This window comes from Bradyrhizobium sp. Bra64 (genome assembly GCF_024519875.1).
Classification (GTDB): domain Bacteria; phylum Pseudomonadota; class Alphaproteobacteria; order Rhizobiales; family Xanthobacteraceae; genus Bradyrhizobium; species Bradyrhizobium japonicum_G.
Genome location: NZ_JALJRD010000008.1, coordinates 214287 through 234010, shown reverse-complemented (window position 1 = coordinate 234010; position 19724 = coordinate 214287). Strand labels below are relative to the sequence as shown.

Sequence of the window (19724 nt, the reverse complement as noted above, 5' to 3'; positions counted from 1 at the left end):
AGACGGCCTGATCAGTCTTGCGCGCCGGCTTTCGGCGCCGTGCCCTCGGGCGGCGGCGCCAGCACGTGGATTGCCTCCTGGATGGAGTCCAGTGCACGCTCGGCGGCGCGGGTGCCCAAGGCGATGAGGTCTTCGGAGCGGTGGAAGTCGAACCAGCCGAACTGGCCGACCCGCGGCGTGATCAGCAGATCCGGCGGATCGCCGGCGAGGCGGGCGCGGGTGATGCGGTCCTGCATGATGTTGAAGGCGTCGACCATCACCGAAGAGAGGCCGGGCCGGGCGCTGCCACCTCCGAAGAACTCGCGCTTCACCGTCTTCTCAGGCGAGAAGAATCTCGGGAAGCGCCGCTTTGACGTCGTCTCTTCGCTCACGGGGATCACCGGTTCAGGCATCGCGCCGTGCGAATAGACTGTCGTCGAATAGGTGAAGATATCGCTGGAAAGATTTGCGGCGATGACGATTTCGGCGCCGAGCGCGCGGGCAGCCGAGACCGGCACCGGGTTCACCAACGCGCCGTCGACCAGCCAGCGATCGCCGATCAGGACCGGAGTGAAGATGCCGGGCAGGGCGTAGGAGGCGCGCATCGCATCGACCACGCGGCCGCGCGTCAGCCAGATCTCGTGGCCGGTGCGAACCTCGGTCGCGACCGCGGCGAACTTGATCGGGAGGTCCTCGATCGGGGTCTGGCCACAGGCTTCCTCGAGCCGGGTCGCCAGCTTCTCGCCGCCGATCAGGCCCGAGCCGTTGAGGCGGATGTCGAGATAGCCGAGGATGTTGCGCATGCCTTGCAGGCTGCGGCCCCATTCTTCCAGAGTATCGAGCCGACCGGCCGCATAGAGGCCGCCGACCACCGCGCCGATCGAGGTGCCGACCACGACGTCGGGTACGATTCCGTTGGCGAGCAGGGTCCTGATAATGCCGATATGGGCGAAGCCGCGGGCGGCACCGCCACCGAGGGCAAGGCCAATGACCGGCCGGCGGATGCTGCCCAGGCCAACCTTCTCGGCCACCTTGTCGCCATTCGAGCCGTTCGCGCCTCGACCCTTCAAGATATCCAGCACCGAAACTCTCCTACGCCGGGCCAGCCCCACTCATCAGACTAGGCACCGTATTTGCGCTTCGCCAGAACCGGCGCGAAGCATGGTTTATGCCGGTTTGGGAAGGGCACGGGGCAGGAGTATGGCGGGGGCGGTTGCCTTCAGCGTAATCACGCAGGCGTCAAGCGGGTTCCAAAAAACCGTATCGGGCCGTATTTCCCGGGGTTTCAGAGGCTTGAATTTGCCGCGTTTTCGGTGAAAAGCAGGGGCATGACTCTCAGGCGTGACGGCATCATCGGATGGCGGCGCAGCGTATCGCTGCTGCCGGCGCTGATCGTTGCTGCGTGCCTCGTTACCCTTGGTCAAGGCGCTGCGCAGGCGCAGCTTTTCTCTGATCGTCCGCCGCCGGTGCCGCCCGCCTCGGTGCCCGATCCCGGCGGCGCCATCAATCTGGCACCGCCCTCCGGGCCGGGCGCCGGACCGCCAGGCCTTCAGCCAAGCCTTCAGCCAAGCCTGCCGCCGACCCTGACGCAGCCGGTTTCGCCCAGCATGCCGCCGCCCGCGGTCAGCACCGTGCCGCCGGCCGCGCCGCTCAACGCCGCCGTGCCCGGCCAGGGCGTGCTGTCGCTGACCGCGAAATACGGCAAGGAAGCTCCCGCGATCACCAGCGGCCTGGTCTGGCGCGTGTTCGCCGACCGCCCCGACGAGAACGGCACCTTCAAGCTGATCCGCGAGGACCGCAACGCCACCCCGAACATCGTTCTGCCGCCCGGCAATTACGTCGTGCATGTCGCCTTCGGCCTCGTCAGCGCGGTGCGCACGGTCAGCCTGAAGGCCGAGACCGATCGCGAGTCCTTCGTGCTGCCGGCCGGCGGCCTGCGCATCGAGGGCCGCGTCGGCACCAGCCGCATTCCGCAGAACCAGATCTCGTTCGCGATCTACAAGGGCAGCCAGTTCGAGGCCGGCGAGCGCGCCGCGCTGGTGCCCAACGTCGCCGCCGGCGACGTCGTGCTGATCCCCGAGGGGACCTACTACATCATCTCCAACTATGGCGACGCCAATTCGGTGGTGCGCTCGGACATCCGTGTCCAGGCCGGCAAGCTCACCGACGTCACCATCACCCACCGTGCTGCCGTCATCACGCTGAAGCTCGTCAGCGACAAGGGCGGCGAGGCGCTTGCCAACACCGCCTGGTCGGTGCTGACCCCCGGCGGCGACGTCATCAAGGAATCGATCGGCGCCTTCCCCCGCGTCGTGCTCTCCGAAGGCGAATACCGCGCCATCGCCAAGAACGAGGGCAAGGTCTACGAGCGCGGCTTCAACGTCGTCAACGGCGTCGACGGCGAAGTCGAAGTGGTCGCGCGCTGATTCTGCTCCGCGGGTCGATCTGACCGGGCGTCAGCTCTCTCCGTGCCGTCATCGCGAGCGTAGCGAAGCAATCCAGAATCTTTCCGCTGAGGGCCTCTGGATTGCAGGGGGGTCACTTCCGATACCTGAGCGCCTCCACCAGCACCGCAAAAGCCGGTGTCGGCTGCCGCCGGCTCGGGTAATAGAGGTGATAGCCCGCAAACGGCGCGCACCAGTCGGCGAGCACGCGGACCAGCCGCCCGTCGGCGATCTCCCGCTTCACGAGGTCTTCCGGAAGATAGGCAAGACCGAGCCCCGCCAGCACGGCATTCATTCTGAGCAGGCCGGTGTTGAACACGAGCTGGCCGTCGACCCGCACCTTCACGGCGCGGCCGCGCTTCTCGAATTCCCAGGCATAGATTCCGCCATAGGTCGGCAGGCGAAGATTGATGCAATTGTGAGCGGTCAGATCCTGCGGCTGCTTCGGCTTGCCGCGCGCGGCGAAATAGGCGGGCGCGCCGACCACCGCCATGCGCATCTCCGGCCCGATCCGCACCGCGATCATGTCCTTGTCGATCTGCTCGCCGAGGCGGACGCCGGCATCGTAGCGCTCGGCGACGATGTCGGTCAGGCCGTAGTCGACGACGAGTTCGACCTTTACGTCGGGATAGCGCGGCAGCAGCTTTGCGAGCGCCGGCCACAGGATGGTCTGCGCCGAATGTTCGCCCGTGGTGATGCGGACGGTGCCGGCGGGGGTCTCGCGCAGTGCGGTCAGCGCCGACAGCTCCGCGTCGATCTCCGCGAAGCGCGGTCCGATATTGCGGAGCAGGCGCTCGCCGGCTTCGGTCGGCGCGACGCTGCGGGTTGTGCGGGTCAAGAGCCGCAGGCCGAGCCGTTCCTCCAGGCCCCGGACCGTGTGGCTGAGCGCCGATTGCGACACGCCGAGCTGGGCCGCGGCGCGGGTGAAGCTGCGCTCCCGCGCGACCGCGAGGAAGGCGACGAGGTCATTGATGTTGGTGCGGGCCATTCATGAGTCCCGATCATGAGTACATGCCGATTTTATCACCTAATCGCAGGGTGTCATGCGGCTTAAGTTCGCAGTCGAACGTGATTTTCAAGGAGAGCTGCAATGCAGACGCGCAAACTGGGCAAGAGTGGTCTGGAGGTTTCCGCCCTCGGTCTCGGCTGCATGGGACTGAGCTACGGCTACGGTCCGGCGACGGAAAAGACGCAGGCGATCACGCTGATCAGGACCGCCTTCGAGCGCGGCGTGACCTTGTTCGACACTGCGGAGGCCTATGGCCCCTTCCTCAACGAGGAACTGCTAGGTGATGCGCTTGCACCGTTTCGCGACAAGGTGGTGATCGCCACCAAGTTCGGCTTCAAGGGCGGGAAGGTCGACGCCGGGCTCGACAGCACGCCGGCCAATGTGAAGGCAGTCGCGGAGGCAGCGCTGAAGCGACTCAAGACCGACCGCATCGATTTGTTTTATCAGCACCGTGTCGATCCCGGCGTGCCCGTCGAGGATACCGCCGGTGCCGTGAAGGAATTGATCAGCGAGGGCAAGGTCTTGCACTTCGGCATGTCGGAGGCGGGCGCCTCGACCATCCGCCGTGCTCATGCGGTCCAGCCCGTGACCGCATTGCAAAGCGAATATTCGCTGTGGTGGCGCGAGCCGGAGCACGAGGTCCTGCCGACGCTGGAAGAGCTCGGCATCGGGTTCGTTCCCTTCAGCCCGCTCGGCAAGGGCTTCCTGACCGGCGCGATCACCGAGAGCACGACGTTCGATGCGAGCGACTTCCGCAATATCGTACCGCGCTTCTCATCCAGCGCACGAAAATCCAATCGGACGCTGGTGGATCTGCTTGGCGAGATCGCCGCGGCGCGGAAAGTGACGCCGGCGCAGATCGCGCTGGCCTGGCTGCTCGCGCAGAAACCGTGGATCGTGCCGATTCCGGGCACCACCAGGCTGCACCGGCTCGAGGAGAATGTCGGCGCGGCGGCGGTGACATTGTCGGATGCGGATCTCGCGGCCATTGCAGCGGTGTTGGCCAGGGTGGCCGTGCAAGGCGACCGCTATCCCGCGCATCTGCAGGCCCGCGTCGGGCGCTGACGTCCGTCATGGAAGTCCGGTGAGCATCTGCTTACCGGACTTTCGCGCCTGTGTTCCGATTTGAATACCCTTGCCAGGGCTACCAAGCTGCGCCGGAGCGGCGCTAAACACCGGCCTTACCGGCTTATTCCAGCAGCATCGCGACTTCGTCAAAGCCGGTGCAAGATACGTATTTCCGATAATCAATTTTGTTCTCTTTCGGTTGGGCTGGGTTATATGTCGGGTATCCTTCATATGGGGGAAGCCGGAGCGGGCTCGTGCGCCTGTGAAACCGGCAGGAGCAGGGGACCAAGCCCGTCAGCATGTACGAAGTGATACTCACCAGGCGTAAGCGGTTTGGCTGGCGATGGCAGGTGTGCGACCAGTCCGGCAAGGTCTTTGCCGATGGCTTCGAGCGCACGCGGCCGTCCGCCAAATATCAGGGCGAGCGCGCATTATTCTTCCTGTTGTCGCAAGCCTATCTGCGCAACCGTTTCGCGGCGTCCAGCGAGGACTAGCCCGACCGTAGCTTTGCAGAGCCGGGCTGCAGACTCCGCCTCAGACATCCACGACCAGCTTGCCCTTCGTCGCGTGATCCCGGATCAGCGCATAGGCATCGCCAACACTCTCCAGCGTGAAGTGCCTGGCGTCGAGCCGCGGCATCAGCTTGCCGGCCTCAACCAGCCGCGTCGCCTCCGTCATGATCTCTCCGTGATGCGCGCGGCCTTCGCCTGACAGCAGCGGCAGCAGCGTGAACACGCCGGAATAGGTGGCGGCGCGGAACGAGAGCGGCGCCAGCGCATGCGTGCCCCAGCCGAGCGCGCTCACGACATGGCCGAAGCAGCGCACCGCCGCGAAGGAGGCATCGAGCACCTTGCCCCCGACGGTATCATAGACGATGTCGAAGCCGCGTCCTCCGGTCTGCTCCGTAACGTAATCTTCGGGCGCAACGTCGCGGTCGATGAAGACAGCGCCAAGGCTTTCGATCGTGGCGCGCTGCGACGGCGAGCCGGTCGCGAACACATCTGCTCCGAAGGCGCGTGCAATCTGGATCGCGACATGGCCGACGCCGCCCGCGCCGCCGTGAATCAAGACCTTCTGGCCGGCTTTCAACGCCGCGCGGTCGATCAGGCCCTCCCAGGCCGTGATGAAAATGAGGGGCAGGGCGGCCGCTTCCCGCATGTTGAGATTGCCAGGCTTGAGCGCCAGCAGGTCGGCACCGACAGCGGCGAACTCGGCCAGCGATCCCGGCACGCCGCCGACGCCGCCGGTCATGCCATAGACCTCGTCGCCGGGCTTGAACTGCGTCACGTGGTCCCCGGTGCGCTCCACCGTGCCGGCGAGATCGATTCCGAGAATGGCAGGCAGCGGGTGGCGCGCATGCGCCGCAGCACCAGCGTGAATCTTGGTGTCGAGTGGATTCACCCCGCTCGCACGTACCCGCACCAGCACCTCTGACGGGCCGATGTCGGGCGTGGAGATGGTTGAGATGCGCAGCGGTGCGTTGTGGGTCTCAAGCACAGCCGCACGCATCGTCGATTGTCTCGTCATGATCGTCCTGCTCCGTTGTCGGCCTCCAATATGCTCATGAATTTTTGCATGAGAAGGAACAATGATGTACGATTATCATACAATTTTGTATGGTGAGACGCCCATGGACTGGAGCGATCTGCGCATCTTCCTGGCGATTGCGCGCGAAGGCACGCTTGGCGCTGCCGCGCGAAAGATCGGCCAGACCCAGCCGACCATGGGACGACGGCTTCGAGCCCTCGAAACGGCATTGGGGCAGACGCTGTTCCAGCGCACCGCCGATGGTTTTGTCCTCACCGACGAGGGTACGGCCGTACTGCAGCATGCCGAGCGGATCGAGGAGGAGGCGATCGCCCTTGAGCGGCGAGCGTCCGGCACGGAGACCCAGCTCGACGGCTTGCTGCGTTTGTCGTCGTCGGAGTGGTTCGGGACGGTGATGCTGTCGCCGGTGATCGCCGCCTTCGGCGAGCGCCATCCCAGGGTGACGGTCGAACTTCTGACCGATGCGCGCCTCTACAGCCTGCCGCGCCGCGAGGCCGACCTCGTCTTCCGCATCAAGCGGTTCGACGAGCCTGAAGTCATTTCCAGGAAGCTGCTCCACATTCCCTACGCGCTCTACGGCAGGAAGGGCAGTAAAGCGCCGCGCGTCGGCAACGGAAGCGGCGCCCGCGTCGTCACCATGAATGCTGAATTCGCCGACATGCCCGACGCGGTCTGGCTGAAGCGCACGCTGCCGAATGCGGAAATCGCCTCGCGCAGCAATAACAGGCAGGCGCAGGCCGAGCTCTGCGCGAGCGGTGGCGGGTTCGCCGTGCTGCCGCGTCCGCTCGGCGACCGCGATCGCCGGCTGGTCGCGCTCGATATCGGTACAACGCCGCCCGGCCGGGACACTTTTGTCGGCTACCACCGCGATCTGCGCCGGCTGGCACGCCTGCGCGCGCTGCTCGATATCGTGGTCGAGCGGTTGGCGGGTGAGGTGATCTCGTAGGGTGGTTGCGCTGCGGGAACTCACCCTGCGCATCCACAACACCTTGCGTTACACGACGGGCAAAACACGCCATCCATGGGTCGATACCGATCGGCAAAAATATTCCACTTTACCGAAATTCGGAAACAACGTATGTGTCGTCTCACTCCGGCCCAAGGAAGAGGGGCGTATCGCGATCGTCACGAACGCGGGCCGGACGGCGGTGGACGCAGGCCACACCGGCGCGAACGGCTTCGCAGGGCGGGCAACCGTGAGTGAAGGCCTCGCGCACACGACCGGTGTGATCCGCGTACGGCAAAATCGTGTGGTCCTGGCGCCCGGGGTCTGTGCGCCAAGTCTTGTGGTGATGCGTGCCGTCCAACCGGGCGCGCGCATCAGCCATCCGCAAGGCGACGGGGGCAATAGTGCATCGCTCCCCGGGGAGAGCGCGACATAAGCCGTAAAGCCACTGCGCAGGGAAGGCCGGATGTCCTGGCTACACCTGTATGCCGCTGTGCAGATTTCCTACTGCAACTTCGCACAGTGGACCGCGGGTGCCAGCCGGCACCCGGTCTTCCCTGCGCCCTCTTTCATGAGGGTGAGTCGATCAAGCAAAGCTCGGGCGAAATTCGCCGCGAGGATGCGAGCCCATGTCGGTCATTCGACAACGCTCTCGTGCCCCGGACGCTGCGCAGCACGAAGTGATGCGCTGTAGAGCTTGGGGCCCATGCCGCCGTGATCCGTGTGGTCTTCTGGGTCCCGCCTCTGCGCGGCAGCGCAAGAACGCTGCAGCGCTTCCGGGACACGAGAGCGGCGGACGCGCTCGGCGCCTTCGCACAACCGTCATGGTCTCTAACGCGCACTAACCAACACCCGACTTAAAACTGTCATAGTCGCCGAATGGAACCTGCGCCCGAGCGCTCTTTACACGTCCTTAAGCGCGCCTGCATTGGATGCCCTCGGAAAGTGCGTTGGGGACTGCCATGAGTGCCGCGAAGAAAGTGTCGGGAAAACCGGCCGCCGAAATGTTTGACGACATCCCGGTGCTTCAACGCAAATGGCATGCCGCGTTGAAGCCGGGCGAACGGCTGCCGCGCTACGAGGACGTGATGCTCGGCAGCCTGGGACGGCTCGCCGACCACATCGCGCTGCTCAAGGGCGACGGTGCGCTCGAACTGTCGCGCAGCGGACGTTATGTGCAGAAATGGCTGGGCGAGGAGCGCTGGGACATACCGGTCGCCGAGCTCGCGCCCGATTGCGCCGCGGCGCTGTCGGAAGCGGTGGCCGGCGCACTCCACAACGGACGGCCGCACCAGGCCAGCGCACATTGCGTTCGCGACGGCATGGTCAGGACCTACGATCTGCTGGCGCTGCCGACGTCCTCGCGCTGGGGCGCGACGCTGGTCGGTGCCTACGTCAACGAGCGGGGCGCGCAGTACAACCTGCTGGATGCGATCTTCGCCTCGACCGACGACGCTGTGGTGTCGCTGGCGACCCTGCGCGACGCCGGTGGACGGCCGTTCGACTTTCAAGTCGTGCACCACAATCAAGGCGCCTCGAAGCTGCTGGGAGCAGGACCGCATACCCTGCAATGGCAACGACTCCTCGATGGTGAGAGCCTGCTGTCTTCGCCCGAGGTGATGGATCGATTGCGCGAGGTCATTGCGGACGGCGCCCCTCGTTGTTTCGAGATCGATAGCGATGGCCGGAACCTGCGGCTGAGCGCCACCGCCTTCGCCGACATGGTTTCGCTGACGATCTCGGATGTCACCGTGTTGAAGCGGCGCGACGCCTCGTTCCGCCTGCTGTTCGACAACAACCCGATGCCGATGTGGGTGTTCGATGCCTAGACCAAGCAGTTCCTCGGCGTCAACGACGCGGCGGTCCAGCATTACGGTTACAGCCGTGCCGTCTTCCTGCGCATGAGGCTGCACGAGATCTGGCCGCAGGACGAGTGGGACAGCCACGCCGAGGCGCTCGAATGCGTCGGCGACACCTATCACTCCTCGCGCAACTGGCGGCATCTGCGCGCCGACGGCAGCGAGATCGAGGTGCTCACCTTCGGCCGCCGCGTTGCCTTCGACGATCGCGACGGTTATCTCGTCGCGGTGGTCGACATCACCGAACGGCGCAAGGCGGAGGCGCGGATCGCCCATATGGCGCACCATGACGGGCTCACCGACCTGCCGAACCGCGAATATTTCCAGGAGCGCCTGAAGCAGGCGCTCGACCAGGCCGCGGGGAAACGGGTCGGCGTGCTCTACATCGATCTCGATCTGTTCAAGAACATCAACGATTCCTTCGGCCATCCGGTGGGCGACCGCCTGTTGAAGGAAGTCGCCGCACGTCTGGGCACCACGGTCCGCGGCGCCAATATCGCGGCGCGGCTCGGCGGCGACGAGTTCGCCGTGATTCTCGCGGCCGATGTCTCGCCGAACGAAGCCAGCGCCTGTGCGAGCCTGCTGATCGACATGCTGAAGGCGCCCTACGAGCTCGATGGCCAGGAGATGGTGATCGGTGCCAGCATCGGCATCGCGCTGTCGCCGGGTGACGGCGTGACGTCGGAAGAGCTGATGCGCAACGCCGACATGGCGCTGTACCGGGCGAAGTCCGACGGTGGCGGCGTGCATCATTTCTTCGAGCGCGAGATGGATCTGCAGGCGCAGAAGCGCCGCGACATGGAGCTCGATCTGCGCCGCGCCTTTGCCAATGGCGAGTTCGAGCTGCACTACCAGCCGCTGGTGTCGACCGCCTCCGACCGCATCTCCGGCTTCGAGTCGCTGCTGCGCTGGCGTCACCAGGACAAGGGCATGATCTCACCGGCGGAGTTCATTCCGGTCGCAGAAGACATCGGCCTGATCACCCAGCTCGGTGAGTGGGTGCTGCGCGAGGCCTGCGCCGAGGCGGTGAAATGGCCGGTCGACGTCAAGGTCGCGGTCAATCTGTCGCCGGCGCAATTCCGCAGCCGCAATCTGGTTCAGGTCGTGATCTCGGCACTGGCGCGGTCCGGCCTGTCGCCGAAGCGGCTCGAGCTCGAGATCACCGAGTCGATCTTCCTGGCCGAGACCGACGCCAATCTCGCCATCCTGCATCAGTTGCGCGAGCTCGGCGTCAGCATCTCCATGGACGATTTCGGCACCGGCTATTCCAGCCTCAGCTATCTCCGCAGCTTTCCCTTTGACAAGATCAAGATCGACCGCTCCTTCGTCAAGGATCTGGCGCTGCGGCCCGATTGCGGAGCGATCGTGCGCGCGATCTCCGGCCTCGGCCGCAGCCTCAACATCACCACGACCGCGGAGGGCGTCGAGACCGAGGATCAGCTCGACTGGCTCCGCGCCGAAGGCTGCAACGAGGTGCAGGGCTTCTTGTTCAGCGCGGCGCGGCCTGCTGCCGAGATCGCAAAGCTGCTCGCCGATTTCGGCCGGCGCGCCTCACGGGCGGCGTAGCCCTTCGGGATAGCAATCATAGACCAGCGCCTTGAACGCGGGCGTGATGCGGCCACGCTCGTTCTGGGTCTGCTGCATCAACAGATAGACCATGTCGAGCTTGGGATCGACGCCGAAATAGGTGCCGCTGCCTGAGTCCCATTTCAACTCGCCAAGCGAGCCCGGCGGCGGAGGTTTCGCATTGCCGGGATCGGTGCGCATCGCGAGGCCGTAGCCATAGCCGAAGCCGTCGCCCGGGAAATAGAAATAGTCGCGGGCAACGCCGGAGCCCGGCCCGATGTGATCGGTCGTCATGGCCTTGAAGGCAGCAGCGCTCAGATAGCGCTTGCCCTCGAACTCGCCGCCGTTGAGCAGCATCTGCGAGAAGCGCTGATAGTCGCTGATGGTCGAGAGCAGCCCGCCGCCGCCGGACTGCCATTCGGGATGGTCGAGGCGGTCGCGCTCGGCGGCGAGCAGGATGTAGTCGTTCGGCAGCGGCCGCGCCATCCGCGCGAGCTCGTCTTCCGTCGCCAGCGTGAACTTGGTGCTGCTCATGCCGAGTGGATCAAAGATGCGCTGCTTGAGGAATGCGTACAGCGTCTGCCCCGAGATGATCTCGATGACGCTGCCGAGCACGTCGGTGGAATGGCCGTAGCGCCACAGCGTTCCCGGCTGCCGCGCCAGCGGCAATTTCGCGATGCGCTCGGCGAATTCCCTGTTGTTGAATTGCCCCTCGAAGATGTTGGCGGCCTTGTAGGCCTGCTCGACCCATTTGCCGCCGATATAGTCGTAGCTGATGCCCGAGGTGTGCCGCAGCAGATCCTCGATGTTGACGGGACGGACCGGCGGCACGAGATCCACCGCCAGCGTGCCGTCGGGATTGGTGACCTCGAGGCCCACCTTGGTATCGGCAAAGAGGGGGATGTATTTCGAGACGGGATCGGCGAGCGCGAGCTTGCCGTCGTCGATCAACATCATCGCGCCAAGGCACGTGATCGGCTTGGTCATGGAGTGGATGGCGAAGACCGTATCGGGCGTCATCGCGAGGCCCGTCCTGGTGTCGCGCACGCCGAACGTCTTCAGATAGACCGGCTTGCCGTGCTGCTGGACCAGGATCACGGCGCCCGGCAGCCGGCCGCTCGTCACCTCGTTGTCGAAGTACGCCGTGATGCGGTCGAGCCCGTCGGACGACGGCGCCGGGATGTCGGCGGCGCGGCCTCGCGCCATCGTACCTGCAAGCAGCGCGGCCCCGACCAGAAATTCACGACGCATCATCCGGGCTTCCTCCCTCGCCGGGATCAAAGCCGCAAGACGTCGGGGGCGTCAACAAGCCTTCGATTAAAATCGCGTCACGATTTCAGAAAGGACCGGTCGCGGGCGGTCCTCGCTCGGCTTGGTCGGCTTGCCGATATGGACGAAGCCGGCAAGCTTCTCGTCCGGCTTGAGGCCGAGACCGTCCAGCACGTCGCGATCGAAGGAGAACCAGCCGGTCAGCCAGCAGGCGCCGTAGCCGAGCGCGGTCGCGGCCGTGACGATGTTCATGACGCTGGCGCCCGCCGACAATTCCTGCTCGAAGGCCGGCACCTTGGGATGCGGCCTGGTGAAGCTGACGATGCCGATCACCAGCGGCGCATCGGTGAGGCGTTTGCGCTCGGTCTCGACATCCGCCGCGGGCGCGCCGGGATTCTTCCGGGCAAAGACCTTCGCGATCACCTCGCCGGCGCGCTGGCGTGCATCGCCCTCGAAAATGATGAAGCGCCAGGGCGCGAGCTTGCCGTGGTCGGGCACGCGCGCCCCGATGGTGAGGATCGTCTCGAGCTCGGCCGGGGAGGGGCCGGGGCCGGACATCTCGCGCGGCTTGACCGAGCGGCGGGTCTTCAGGAGTTCGATGGCGTCGGGCACGGAGATCTCTTTCGTCATAGGGAGTGGCAACTCCTGTCACCGAGATAGGTCGGCGACGAAGCAACCGGAAGGTTGTTTCGAGAGATTGTAAAAAGACGGACGGCCGGATTTGCGATGCGGCCTCGGTCAGCGTTTGAGGATTTTGCCGACATAGTCGTAGACAACGGGCACGCCGTCGATCGTTTCCGGCAGCAGGCTGTCGTCTTTCGGAGCGGTTCCAAGATTGACCTTCAGGGCCGGGTCGTCGCCCTTCAAGCCGATGCCGACCCCGACCACGTCGAGGCCCTTCGGCATCAACGCGCTGAACCGTTCCTTGGCGCGGCGAACCGCCGCCATCTTGGTCTCGTTCATGGCCGTAATCTAGTTGCCATGCAGGTCGATTGCCAGCCTCTTGAGCACGATTGCGAGCGGATTGGCATAGGTGAGGCCGCGGCCGTTCGATCCGCCGGTTTCGCTGCCGGCGAACAGCAGGGCACAGCCGCGGTTCTCCCCATCCAGGATCAGCGAGCCGGAATCGCCGCCCGCACTGAACGAGGTGGCGCCGGTGGATTCGATCTCCACCTGGTCGTCGAACGAGATCATTCCGAGGTCATACTGGATCACGACCTTGTCGAGCTCGATCGCGCTGATCCGCCCATGGGTAACGCCGGTGGTCCGTCCGACCTTGGATACCGCCATTCCGGGGGACAGGGGCGCGATGCGCGCCCCGGCGAGCGTGCCGATGCCTTTGTAGTCCAGCGGGTCTGCGTCGATGCCCTTTGACAATGCAGCGATGGCAGCGTCGAGCAGATTGGCGCCATTGGGCCGCAGGTCCACCCATTTCGTGAGCTTGGCCACCGCATCCTTCATCTTGCCCTTGTCGAAGGCGCCCGCCTGCAGAATGGCGTCGCCGGCTTTGGCGTCGTTTTCGTTCGCGAGCACATGGTTGTTGCTCAGGATGACGTCATGGCCGGTCTTGCGTTGCCTGGCGATCGCACCGATCGTTCCCGCCGTGATCTTGAAGTGTCCGACGGAACAGCCGCACTGAAGCGGCCGCTGGCGCTGGCGATACCAAGGCAGGGCGTGCTTGGCGATCCGGCCGACGAAGCGGACATCGACCTCGTTCTTGGCGCGCTTGCGGATATTTTCCAGCAATCCGCCCGATCGCTCCAGCGAATGGCGCTGCAATCTGACAGCGAGCCTGACGTCATTCTCGGTTTTTCCCGGTGCAACACCCAGCGCGACCAGGGGTTCGGCATTGGTCAGCTTGTGCAGCGCGAAGGTGGTGACCGAAAAACCGCCGGCGGCGCTGATGGCGGCCACGGCGGGAGGCACGACCTCGCTGGCGATCTCCAGCTTCAATGCGCGCGCGGATTCGAGCTTCATGCTGATCCCCCCGTCATGACGACGGAGGGATACTACATCTTCAGGTTGCGAAATCGAGTCGCAAAGCGTCGCAGGGACGCGCGGCTGCTAGCCGGCCGCACGCGCCCGTTTCACGTCCGGCGGGGTCGCCTCGTCGACGAGGGCGGCGATGGCCTCCACCGTCGTCGTTACCTTCTGGCCGTCGCTGCCGAGCCGGCGGACGGAAACCGACTGCGTCTCAGCCTCCTTCTTGCCGACCACGAGCAGCGCCGGGATCTTGGCCAGCGAATGCTCGCGGACCTTGTAGTTGATCTTTTCGTTGCGCAGGTCGATCTCGGCCCGAAGCCCCGCGCGCCGGACCTGCTCCAGCACCTGCTTGGCATACTCGTCGGCCTCCGACGTGATGGTGGTGACCACCACCTGCACCGGCGACAGCCAGAGCGGGAAGTTGCCGGCATAGTGCTCGATCAGGATACCGATGAAGCGCTCCATCGAACCGCAGATCGCGCGATGCACCATGACCGGCGGCTTCTTGCCGCTGTCGTGGTCGATGTAGAACGCACCGAACCGTTCCGGCAGGTTGAAGTCGACCTGGGTGGTGCCGCACTGCCAGTCGCGGCCGATGGCGTCGCGCAGCACATATTCGAACTTCGGCCCGTAGAAGGCGCCTTCGCCCGGATTGATCTCGGTCTTGATGTGATTGTTCTGCGACTGGATCTCGCGCAGCACGGTGGCCATCACGCGCTCGGCGTGGTCCCACATCGCGTCGGTGCCGACGCGCTTCTCCGGCCGCGTCGACAGCTTCACGGTGAGATCGCCGGTGAAGCCGAAATCGGCGTAAGTCGACAGGATGAGCTCGTTGATCTTCAGGCACTCGTCGGCGAGCTGGTCCTCCATGCAGAAGATGTGGGCGTCGTCCTGGGTGAAGCCGCGCACGCGCATCAGCCCGTGCATGGCGCCGGACGGCTCGTAGCGATGCACCACGCCGAACTCGGCGAGCCGCAGCGGCAGGTCGCGGTAGCTCTTCAGGCCGTGCTTGAAGATCTGCACGTGGCCGGGGCAGTTCATCGGCTTGAGCGCGAACCAGCGCTTGTCCTCGGCTTCGTCACCGGCCGACTGCGCCGCGAACATGTTCTCGCGGTACCAGCCCCAATGGCCCGAGGTCTCCCACAACGACTTGTCGAGGATCTGCGGCGCGTTGACCTCGTTGTAGTCACCGGTCAGGCGCCGGCGCATATAGGCGATCAGCTGCTGGAAGATGGTCCAGCCCTTCGGGTGCCAGAAGACGACGCCCGGACCTTCCTCCTGGAAATGGAAGAGGTCGAGCTCGCGCCCGAGCTTGCGATGGTCGCGCTTTTCGGCCTCCTCGATCTGCTTGAGATAGGCGTCGAGGTCCTCCTGCTTGGCGAACGCCGTGCCGTAGATGCGGGTCAGCATCGGGTTGTTGCTGTCGCCGCGCCAATAGGCGCCGGCCACCTTCATCAATTTGAAGGCGTTGCCGACCTTGCCGGTCGAGGTCATGTGCGGGCCGCGGCAGAGATCGAACCAGTCGCCCTGGTAATAGATCTTGATCGGCTCGTTGCCGGGAATGGCGTCCACCAGTTCGACCTTGAACGCCTCGCCCTTGTCGCGGAACACCTGCTTTGTCTTTTCGCGATCCCAAACCTCCTTCGTGAAAGGTTTGTCGCGCGCGATGAGCTCGCGCATCTTCTTCTCGATCGCGGCAAAGTCTTCCGGCGTGAACGGCTCGTTGCGGAAGAAGTCGTAATAGAAGCCGTTCTCGATCACGGGGCCGATGGTGACCTGCGTGCCCGGCCACAGCGTCTGCACGGCTTCGGCCAGCACGTGGGCGCAGTCGTGGCGGATCAGCTCGAGCGCGCGGGGATCGTCACGGTTGATCAGCTCGATCCCGGCATCGGCTTCGATGGGATCGTCGAGGTCGCAGACCACGCCGTCGAGCGCCATCGCGACCGTGCGCTTGGCCAGCGACGGCGAAATGCCCTTGGCGATCTCGAGGCCGGTGATGCTCTTGGCGTATTCGCGCCGGGCGCCGTCGGGGAAGGTGAGGGTGATCTTTTCCAGCGGGGTCACGGGCCTCAGATTGCTGAGGCTGTACTGAAAGCCGGATTCGGATTTGGGCTGCTCGGACTTGGGCTGGTCCTTGGGCTGGTCGGTCATTGCTTTTCTCCTGAGGCTCACTCCTGCGAACGAGCGCAGGTAAGCGGGAACGAGCGATATATCAGGCGATTCGGCCTGCGCAATCCGGCATTTCCAAGAAAGTGGCGCGCAAAAGCCGGGGCGGTGCTCCAACTATTTCGCACGGCGCCCTTTAACCGGCCGGAGACGTGTTCTACATGCAGCTGCATGGAAAAGTCGCCTTTCGCCGGCCGTTTCACGCCAACCGCCCTGATGCTCGGCAACCTCGTCACCGGCTGCTCGGTGCTGGCGCCGGCGGGGATGCTGCCGGAATTGGCGACGGGGCTCGACGTCAGCATCGATGCAGCCGGTCTTCTGATCACCTTCGGCGCGATCATCCTGTGCATCGGCTCGCCGCTGACGGCCTGGCTCACCAGTCGTATCGAGCGGCGGACGCTGCTCACCACGACGCTGGCGGTGCTCGCTTTCGGCAATCTCGCCTCGGCCTTTGCACCCGACTATGCGAGCCTCCTCGTTATCCGCCTGGTGATGCTTGCGGTCGGCGCGCTCTATACGCCGCAGGCCGCCGGCACGGCGGCGCTGATCGTGCCGGTGGAGCGGCGCGGCAGCACCATCGCCTATATCTTTCTCGGCTGGTCGCTCGCCGCCGCCGTCGGCCTTCCGCTGATCACTTTCATCGCCAGCCGCTACGGCTGGCGCGCGGCCTATGGCGAGATCGGCGTGCTCGGCTGCGTCAGTTTCGTGCTGTTGCTGCTGCGGCTGCCGGCGGGGTTGAAGGGCACTCCGGTGGATCTGAAGACCTGGAGCGCAGTCAGCCGCAGCAGGACGATCCTGCTGTTGCTCGCGATCACCATGCTGCAGATGTCCGGGCAGTTCGTGGTGTTCACCTTTATGGGCCCGCTGCTCAAGAGGCTGACCGGCGCCGGGCCCGATGCGATCGGCATGGTATTCGCTCTCTACGGCCTCTGCGGCTTCCTCGGCGTCGTCATCGCGACCCGCATCGTCGACACCTCGGGACCCTATCGCACCTCGCTGCTGTTCACTTGCCTGCTGCTGGCAGGGATCACGGGCTGGGCGCTCGGCGCCGGCACGCTCGTGTTGATGGCGGGTGCAGTCGCGATCTGGGGCCTCGGCTTTGCCTCGACCAATTCGATGCAGCAGGTGCGGCTGGTCGCGGCCGCGCCACAACTCGCATCGGCGACCGTCGCACTCAACACCTCCGTTCTTTATGTCGGCCAGGCGGTCGGCTCTGCCGTCGGCGGATTGCTGTTCGCCCGCGAACTGCTGCATGCGCTCGGCTTCGTTGCGGTCGGTTTCGTCGTGCTCGCGCTGATCCTGGTGGTCCTGACCCGGCCCCGGCCGGCAACCGCAGCTCCCGCCTGAATCCCGCCTTTTCGCGTGCGCAAGGTGCTTGGCAAACCGCGCGCCGGGGCGCTAGAAGGCCGGTCATGGGGACCAAAGAGAGTTGACTGAGATGAGGATGATTCTGGCGGTTGCCGCGGTGCTCTATTCAGCCTCCGCGTTCGCGCAAGCCGACAAGCCACCGATGGTCGGGGACAAGCCCTTGGTGCAGGTCAAGCCCAAGGGGACTAAGGCGGGCACCAAAGAGGCAACGGCCAAGCCGGCCGCGGCGCCGAAGGGCAAGCCGCAATCGATCGCGGCCCGACTCCAGGCCTGCCTCGACCTCGATGACGGCACCAAGGACCGGCTCAATTGCTACGACGCCATTATTCCACCGACGCCGAAGCCGAAGCCGGCGAAGGCCAAGGGCTACGCCGATTGCCGCTTCTTCAAGGAAGAGGACGAGCGGCTGGCCTGCTTCAACGGCTTTGCCGAGAGCATTCCGAAACTGCCCAAGACCTAAAGCCGAAATCTGAGGCCAAGGTCTGAGGCCAGGATCTGAGCCCAAGTCTTGAGATCCGGGAGCCGGACGGTCAGTCGCTGATCCGGCTCAGCACGGCCCTGAAGGCAACGCCAGGCACTTGCAGTGCGGTGCCCTCGAATTCCGCGGTCTCGCCATCCTCCCGGCCGGCGAGCGTCAGGGTGATCCGGTCGATGCCGAACAGCGCCTTGAAGGACGGGTCGTCATTGTAGCGCTCGGTCGAGATCTTGACCTTGATGCTGTCGCCTTTGCCCGTGTAGGTGCCGACGAACGCGAAAGCGGAATTGCCGCCGCGCATCTTGCCGTCCGTCACATAGACGACGCCGCAACCGGTGCCGTGAACCGTGTGGAAGTCGACCTTGTACAATCCTTGACGCACGACCTGTCCCCGCAGAATTCCTATGGCAGCTTGGCCGGCAAACTATGTTCGTTGCCAGCGGAAACAATCCGGTGGCTCCCGGGGATGTCGGTCATCAACATCACATTTTGATCAAGGTCCGAGTCAGTTGCAGGCACGCTTGGCCAAATACCGACTGGCGCAATATTGCAAGCCTAGCGGCTCGACGCGGATGGATTGGTGGATGCAACGCGCGTCAACGCGAGTGACGGCGTCGCCGACATCTTCACCAGCACGTCCTTGAGCGGGTCGCGTGTCCAGGCGCGCGTCACATAATCACGATGGGTGATGCCGTCACCGGTTTCGACGAACACCACGCTGCCGGGACGCAACGGGCCGTCCATGTCCTCGGAGACGCTGATGCCTTTCTGCCGCAGCATGCTCATCAGCTCGCGGTCGCGCCGAGCGGTGTAGCGGGTGTAGGAGCTGACGAAGAAGCCGGAGCGGTGGCTTTCGATCCAGGAGGCAAACTTGTCCATCTCGCCATAGACGGCGTCGAGCAGCACGACGCCGCGGACACGGTCGCTGATGCCGCCGACCTCGAGGCTCCAGGCCGTTGGCAGGAAGCCGCCGCTGTAGCCGACGATCACGATCGGCATGCTGGCGAAGGCGCGGGCGCTGTTGGGATCGCCGGTGAGGCGGGCAAGATGGTCGGCCGATTCCGCCATGAAGCGCTTGAGGCCGCCGGGTTGCCAGAACTTGCCGGCGCTGGAATCGGCGGCATCCACCGCCATTTGCGGTGCGAGCAGCACGGCATTGGCGCCGGAATCGGTGATCTGCTGCGGCACCAGCTGCCGGTCGCGGACGTCGCGTTCCAGCGTCGCCCCATTGCCGTGGAAGAACACCACGATCACGCCCGGCTTGCGGACGTCGAAATGCTCGGGCACGTGCATCAGCACGCGGCTGTCATTGTAGGTCTCGTCCTGCCAGAACACGCGGCCCGAATAGCTGCGGTGGCCGCGGCGCTCGCCCTTGGAGATGTTGAGGAAGGGGGCGTCGGAAGCGGGGTTGTTGCCGAAATAGGGGAAGGCGGACGACTTCATGCTGACGAGCGTGGTCAGGTCTTCGCGCGGCGGACGCTGATAGGGAGCCTGCGGTGCCAGCGAGGCCACCTTGTAGGGCGCCTGCTCCGGCTGCTGCTGCACGGCGCGCTTGGGCGAGAAGTCCGACATCTGCCGTTGCAGGAAACTCTCGCTGGCCAAGGGGAAGCGCTCCCTGAACTGCGGGGCCGGGAAGCGATCCTCGAACGTGTCGCTGCTTGCGACCTGCTGGTTCGTCTTCGCAACGACCTGCACGTTGGCCTGCGAGTTCGCCGCAAGCGCTGCCGGATTCGGCGGGTTGCCGCATTGAACCAGCGTCAGCGACAGCGGCACCAAGGCTGAGATCAAGACGAAACGGAGCGCACGACCGTGCAGACCGGACGTCGTCCGGTCTGCACGAATGTCAGCTCTCAGGTTCGGAACGGCCCCGATCATCCACCCATGACCCCAAGTCATGTCCACAAGCCCAGCGGCAATGTTTAGGCTAATTGAGCCGACAGGCGTTTAGGCGACGTTAAGTGTCCGGACAAACTTCCCCACATCCGGAACGCTCAAAAGGACCACGCAATCGTGTCCTGATTGTGGGGAAGGGAAACGGGCTTCT

The 19724-nt window shown here is 64.9% G+C and carries 17 protein-coding genes and 1 pseudogene; 8 read left to right on the top strand and 10 right to left on the bottom strand.

Going from position 1 to position 19724, the window contains the following annotated elements; translation table 11 throughout:
* Positions 1-11: 11 nt before the first annotated feature.
* Positions 12-1061 carry a patatin-like phospholipase family protein gene (locus NR187_RS23520; RefSeq protein ID WP_256807830.1) on the bottom strand — a complete coding sequence of 350 codons (1050 nt, stop codon included), beginning with the start codon at positions 1059-1061 and terminating at the stop codon, positions 12-14.
* A 246-nt stretch (positions 1062-1307) separates the two neighbouring features.
* On the opposite strand from NR187_RS23520, the gene NR187_RS23515 reads away from it, so the two are divergent.
* Positions 1308-2405: a hypothetical protein gene (locus NR187_RS23515; RefSeq protein ID WP_256807829.1), complete on the top strand. Its 1098-nt coding sequence runs from the start codon at positions 1308-1310 to the stop codon at positions 2403-2405.
* Positions 2406-2517: 112 nt separating this feature from the next.
* On the opposite strand, the gene NR187_RS23510 is transcribed toward NR187_RS23515, so the two are convergent.
* A complete protein-coding gene (locus tag NR187_RS23510) occupies positions 2518-3411 on the bottom strand; it encodes a LysR family transcriptional regulator (RefSeq protein WP_256807828.1) in 894 nt (297 codons plus the stop codon).
* Positions 3412-3513: 102 nt separating this feature from the next.
* Here NR187_RS23510 and NR187_RS23505 point away from each other — a divergent pair, with 102 nt between their 5' ends.
* Complete coding sequence (locus NR187_RS23505) at positions 3514-4497, top strand: aldo/keto reductase (protein ID WP_211385093.1); 984 nt, start codon at positions 3514-3516, stop codon at positions 4495-4497.
* Positions 4498-4799: 302 nt separating this feature from the next.
* Positions 4800-4994 carry a hypothetical protein gene (locus NR187_RS23500; RefSeq protein WP_211385092.1) on the top strand — a complete coding sequence of 65 codons (195 nt, stop codon included), beginning with the start codon at positions 4800-4802 and terminating at the stop codon, positions 4992-4994.
* Between the two features lie 40 nt (positions 4995-5034).
* Here the strand turns inward: NR187_RS23500 and NR187_RS23495 are convergent, their stop codons facing one another.
* Positions 5035-6027: a zinc-dependent alcohol dehydrogenase family protein gene (locus tag NR187_RS23495; RefSeq protein WP_256807827.1), complete on the bottom strand. Its 993-nt coding sequence runs from the start codon at positions 6025-6027 to the stop codon at positions 5035-5037.
* A 103-nt stretch (positions 6028-6130) separates the two neighbouring features.
* Between NR187_RS23495 and NR187_RS23490 the strand changes: the two genes are divergently transcribed.
* The 3 genes and pseudogenes from NR187_RS23490 to NR187_RS23480 all read left to right on the top strand — a co-directional run bounded on the left by NR187_RS23490 (position 6131) and on the right by NR187_RS23480 (position 10419).
* On the top strand, positions 6131-6994 hold the full coding sequence (locus NR187_RS23490; RefSeq protein ID WP_256807826.1) for a LysR family transcriptional regulator: 864 nt from the start codon (positions 6131-6133) through the stop codon (positions 6992-6994).
* A gap of 1 nt (position 6995) precedes the next feature.
* A complete protein-coding gene (locus tag NR187_RS23485) occupies positions 6996-7430 on the top strand; it encodes a hypothetical protein (RefSeq protein ID WP_256807825.1) in 435 nt (144 codons plus the stop codon).
* Between the two features lie 526 nt (positions 7431-7956).
* Positions 7957-10419: pseudogene (locus tag NR187_RS23480) on the top strand (putative bifunctional diguanylate cyclase/phosphodiesterase).
* Here NR187_RS23480 and NR187_RS23475 read toward each other — a convergent pair.
* The 5 genes from NR187_RS23475 to thrS form a co-directional block, all read right to left on the bottom strand.
* A complete protein-coding gene (locus NR187_RS23475) occupies positions 10405-11673 on the bottom strand; it encodes a serine hydrolase (RefSeq protein WP_211386841.1) in 1269 nt (422 codons plus the stop codon). The pseudogene NR187_RS23480 and the gene NR187_RS23475 sit on opposite strands and share 15 nt — an antisense overlap.
* A gap of 63 nt (positions 11674-11736) precedes the next feature.
* The gene (locus NR187_RS23470; protein WP_211386932.1) at positions 11737-12300 is read right to left on the bottom strand and encodes a nitroreductase; all 564 of its coding nucleotides are present in this window, start codon (positions 12298-12300) and stop codon (positions 11737-11739) included.
* Positions 12301-12426: 126 nt separating this feature from the next.
* A complete protein-coding gene (locus tag NR187_RS23465) occupies positions 12427-12651 on the bottom strand; it encodes a hypothetical protein (protein ID WP_211386842.1) in 225 nt (74 codons plus the stop codon).
* A gap of 9 nt (positions 12652-12660) precedes the next feature.
* Positions 12661-13665, bottom strand: coding sequence for a hypothetical protein (locus NR187_RS23460; RefSeq protein WP_211386843.1), 1005 nt, complete (start codon positions 13663-13665; stop codon positions 12661-12663).
* 87 nt (positions 13666-13752) lie between these two features.
* A complete protein-coding gene (gene thrS / locus NR187_RS23455) occupies positions 13753-15822 on the bottom strand; it encodes a threonine--tRNA ligase (protein WP_256807824.1) in 2070 nt (689 codons plus the stop codon).
* A gap of 186 nt (positions 15823-16008) precedes the next feature.
* Here thrS and NR187_RS23450 point away from each other — a divergent pair, with 186 nt between their 5' ends.
* Positions 16009-17184 carry an MFS transporter gene (locus tag NR187_RS23450; protein WP_256807822.1) on the top strand — a complete coding sequence of 392 codons (1176 nt, stop codon included), beginning with the start codon at positions 16009-16011 and terminating at the stop codon, positions 17182-17184.
* A gap of 91 nt (positions 17185-17275) precedes the next feature.
* On the top strand, positions 17276-17665 hold the full coding sequence (locus NR187_RS23445) for a hypothetical protein (RefSeq protein WP_211386846.1): 390 nt from the start codon (positions 17276-17278) through the stop codon (positions 17663-17665).
* Positions 17666-17735: 70 nt separating this feature from the next.
* Here the strand turns inward: NR187_RS23445 and NR187_RS23440 are convergent, their stop codons facing one another.
* On the bottom strand, positions 17736-18062 hold the full coding sequence (locus tag NR187_RS23440) for a GrlR family regulatory protein (protein ID WP_211386847.1): 327 nt from the start codon (positions 18060-18062) through the stop codon (positions 17736-17738).
* Between the two features lie 173 nt (positions 18063-18235).
* Positions 18236-19555 (bottom strand): alpha/beta hydrolase, encoded by a 1320-nt coding sequence (locus NR187_RS23435; RefSeq protein WP_256807821.1) that lies wholly within the window; start codon positions 19553-19555, stop codon positions 18236-18238.
* Between the last annotated feature and the right edge of the window lie 169 nt (positions 19556-19724).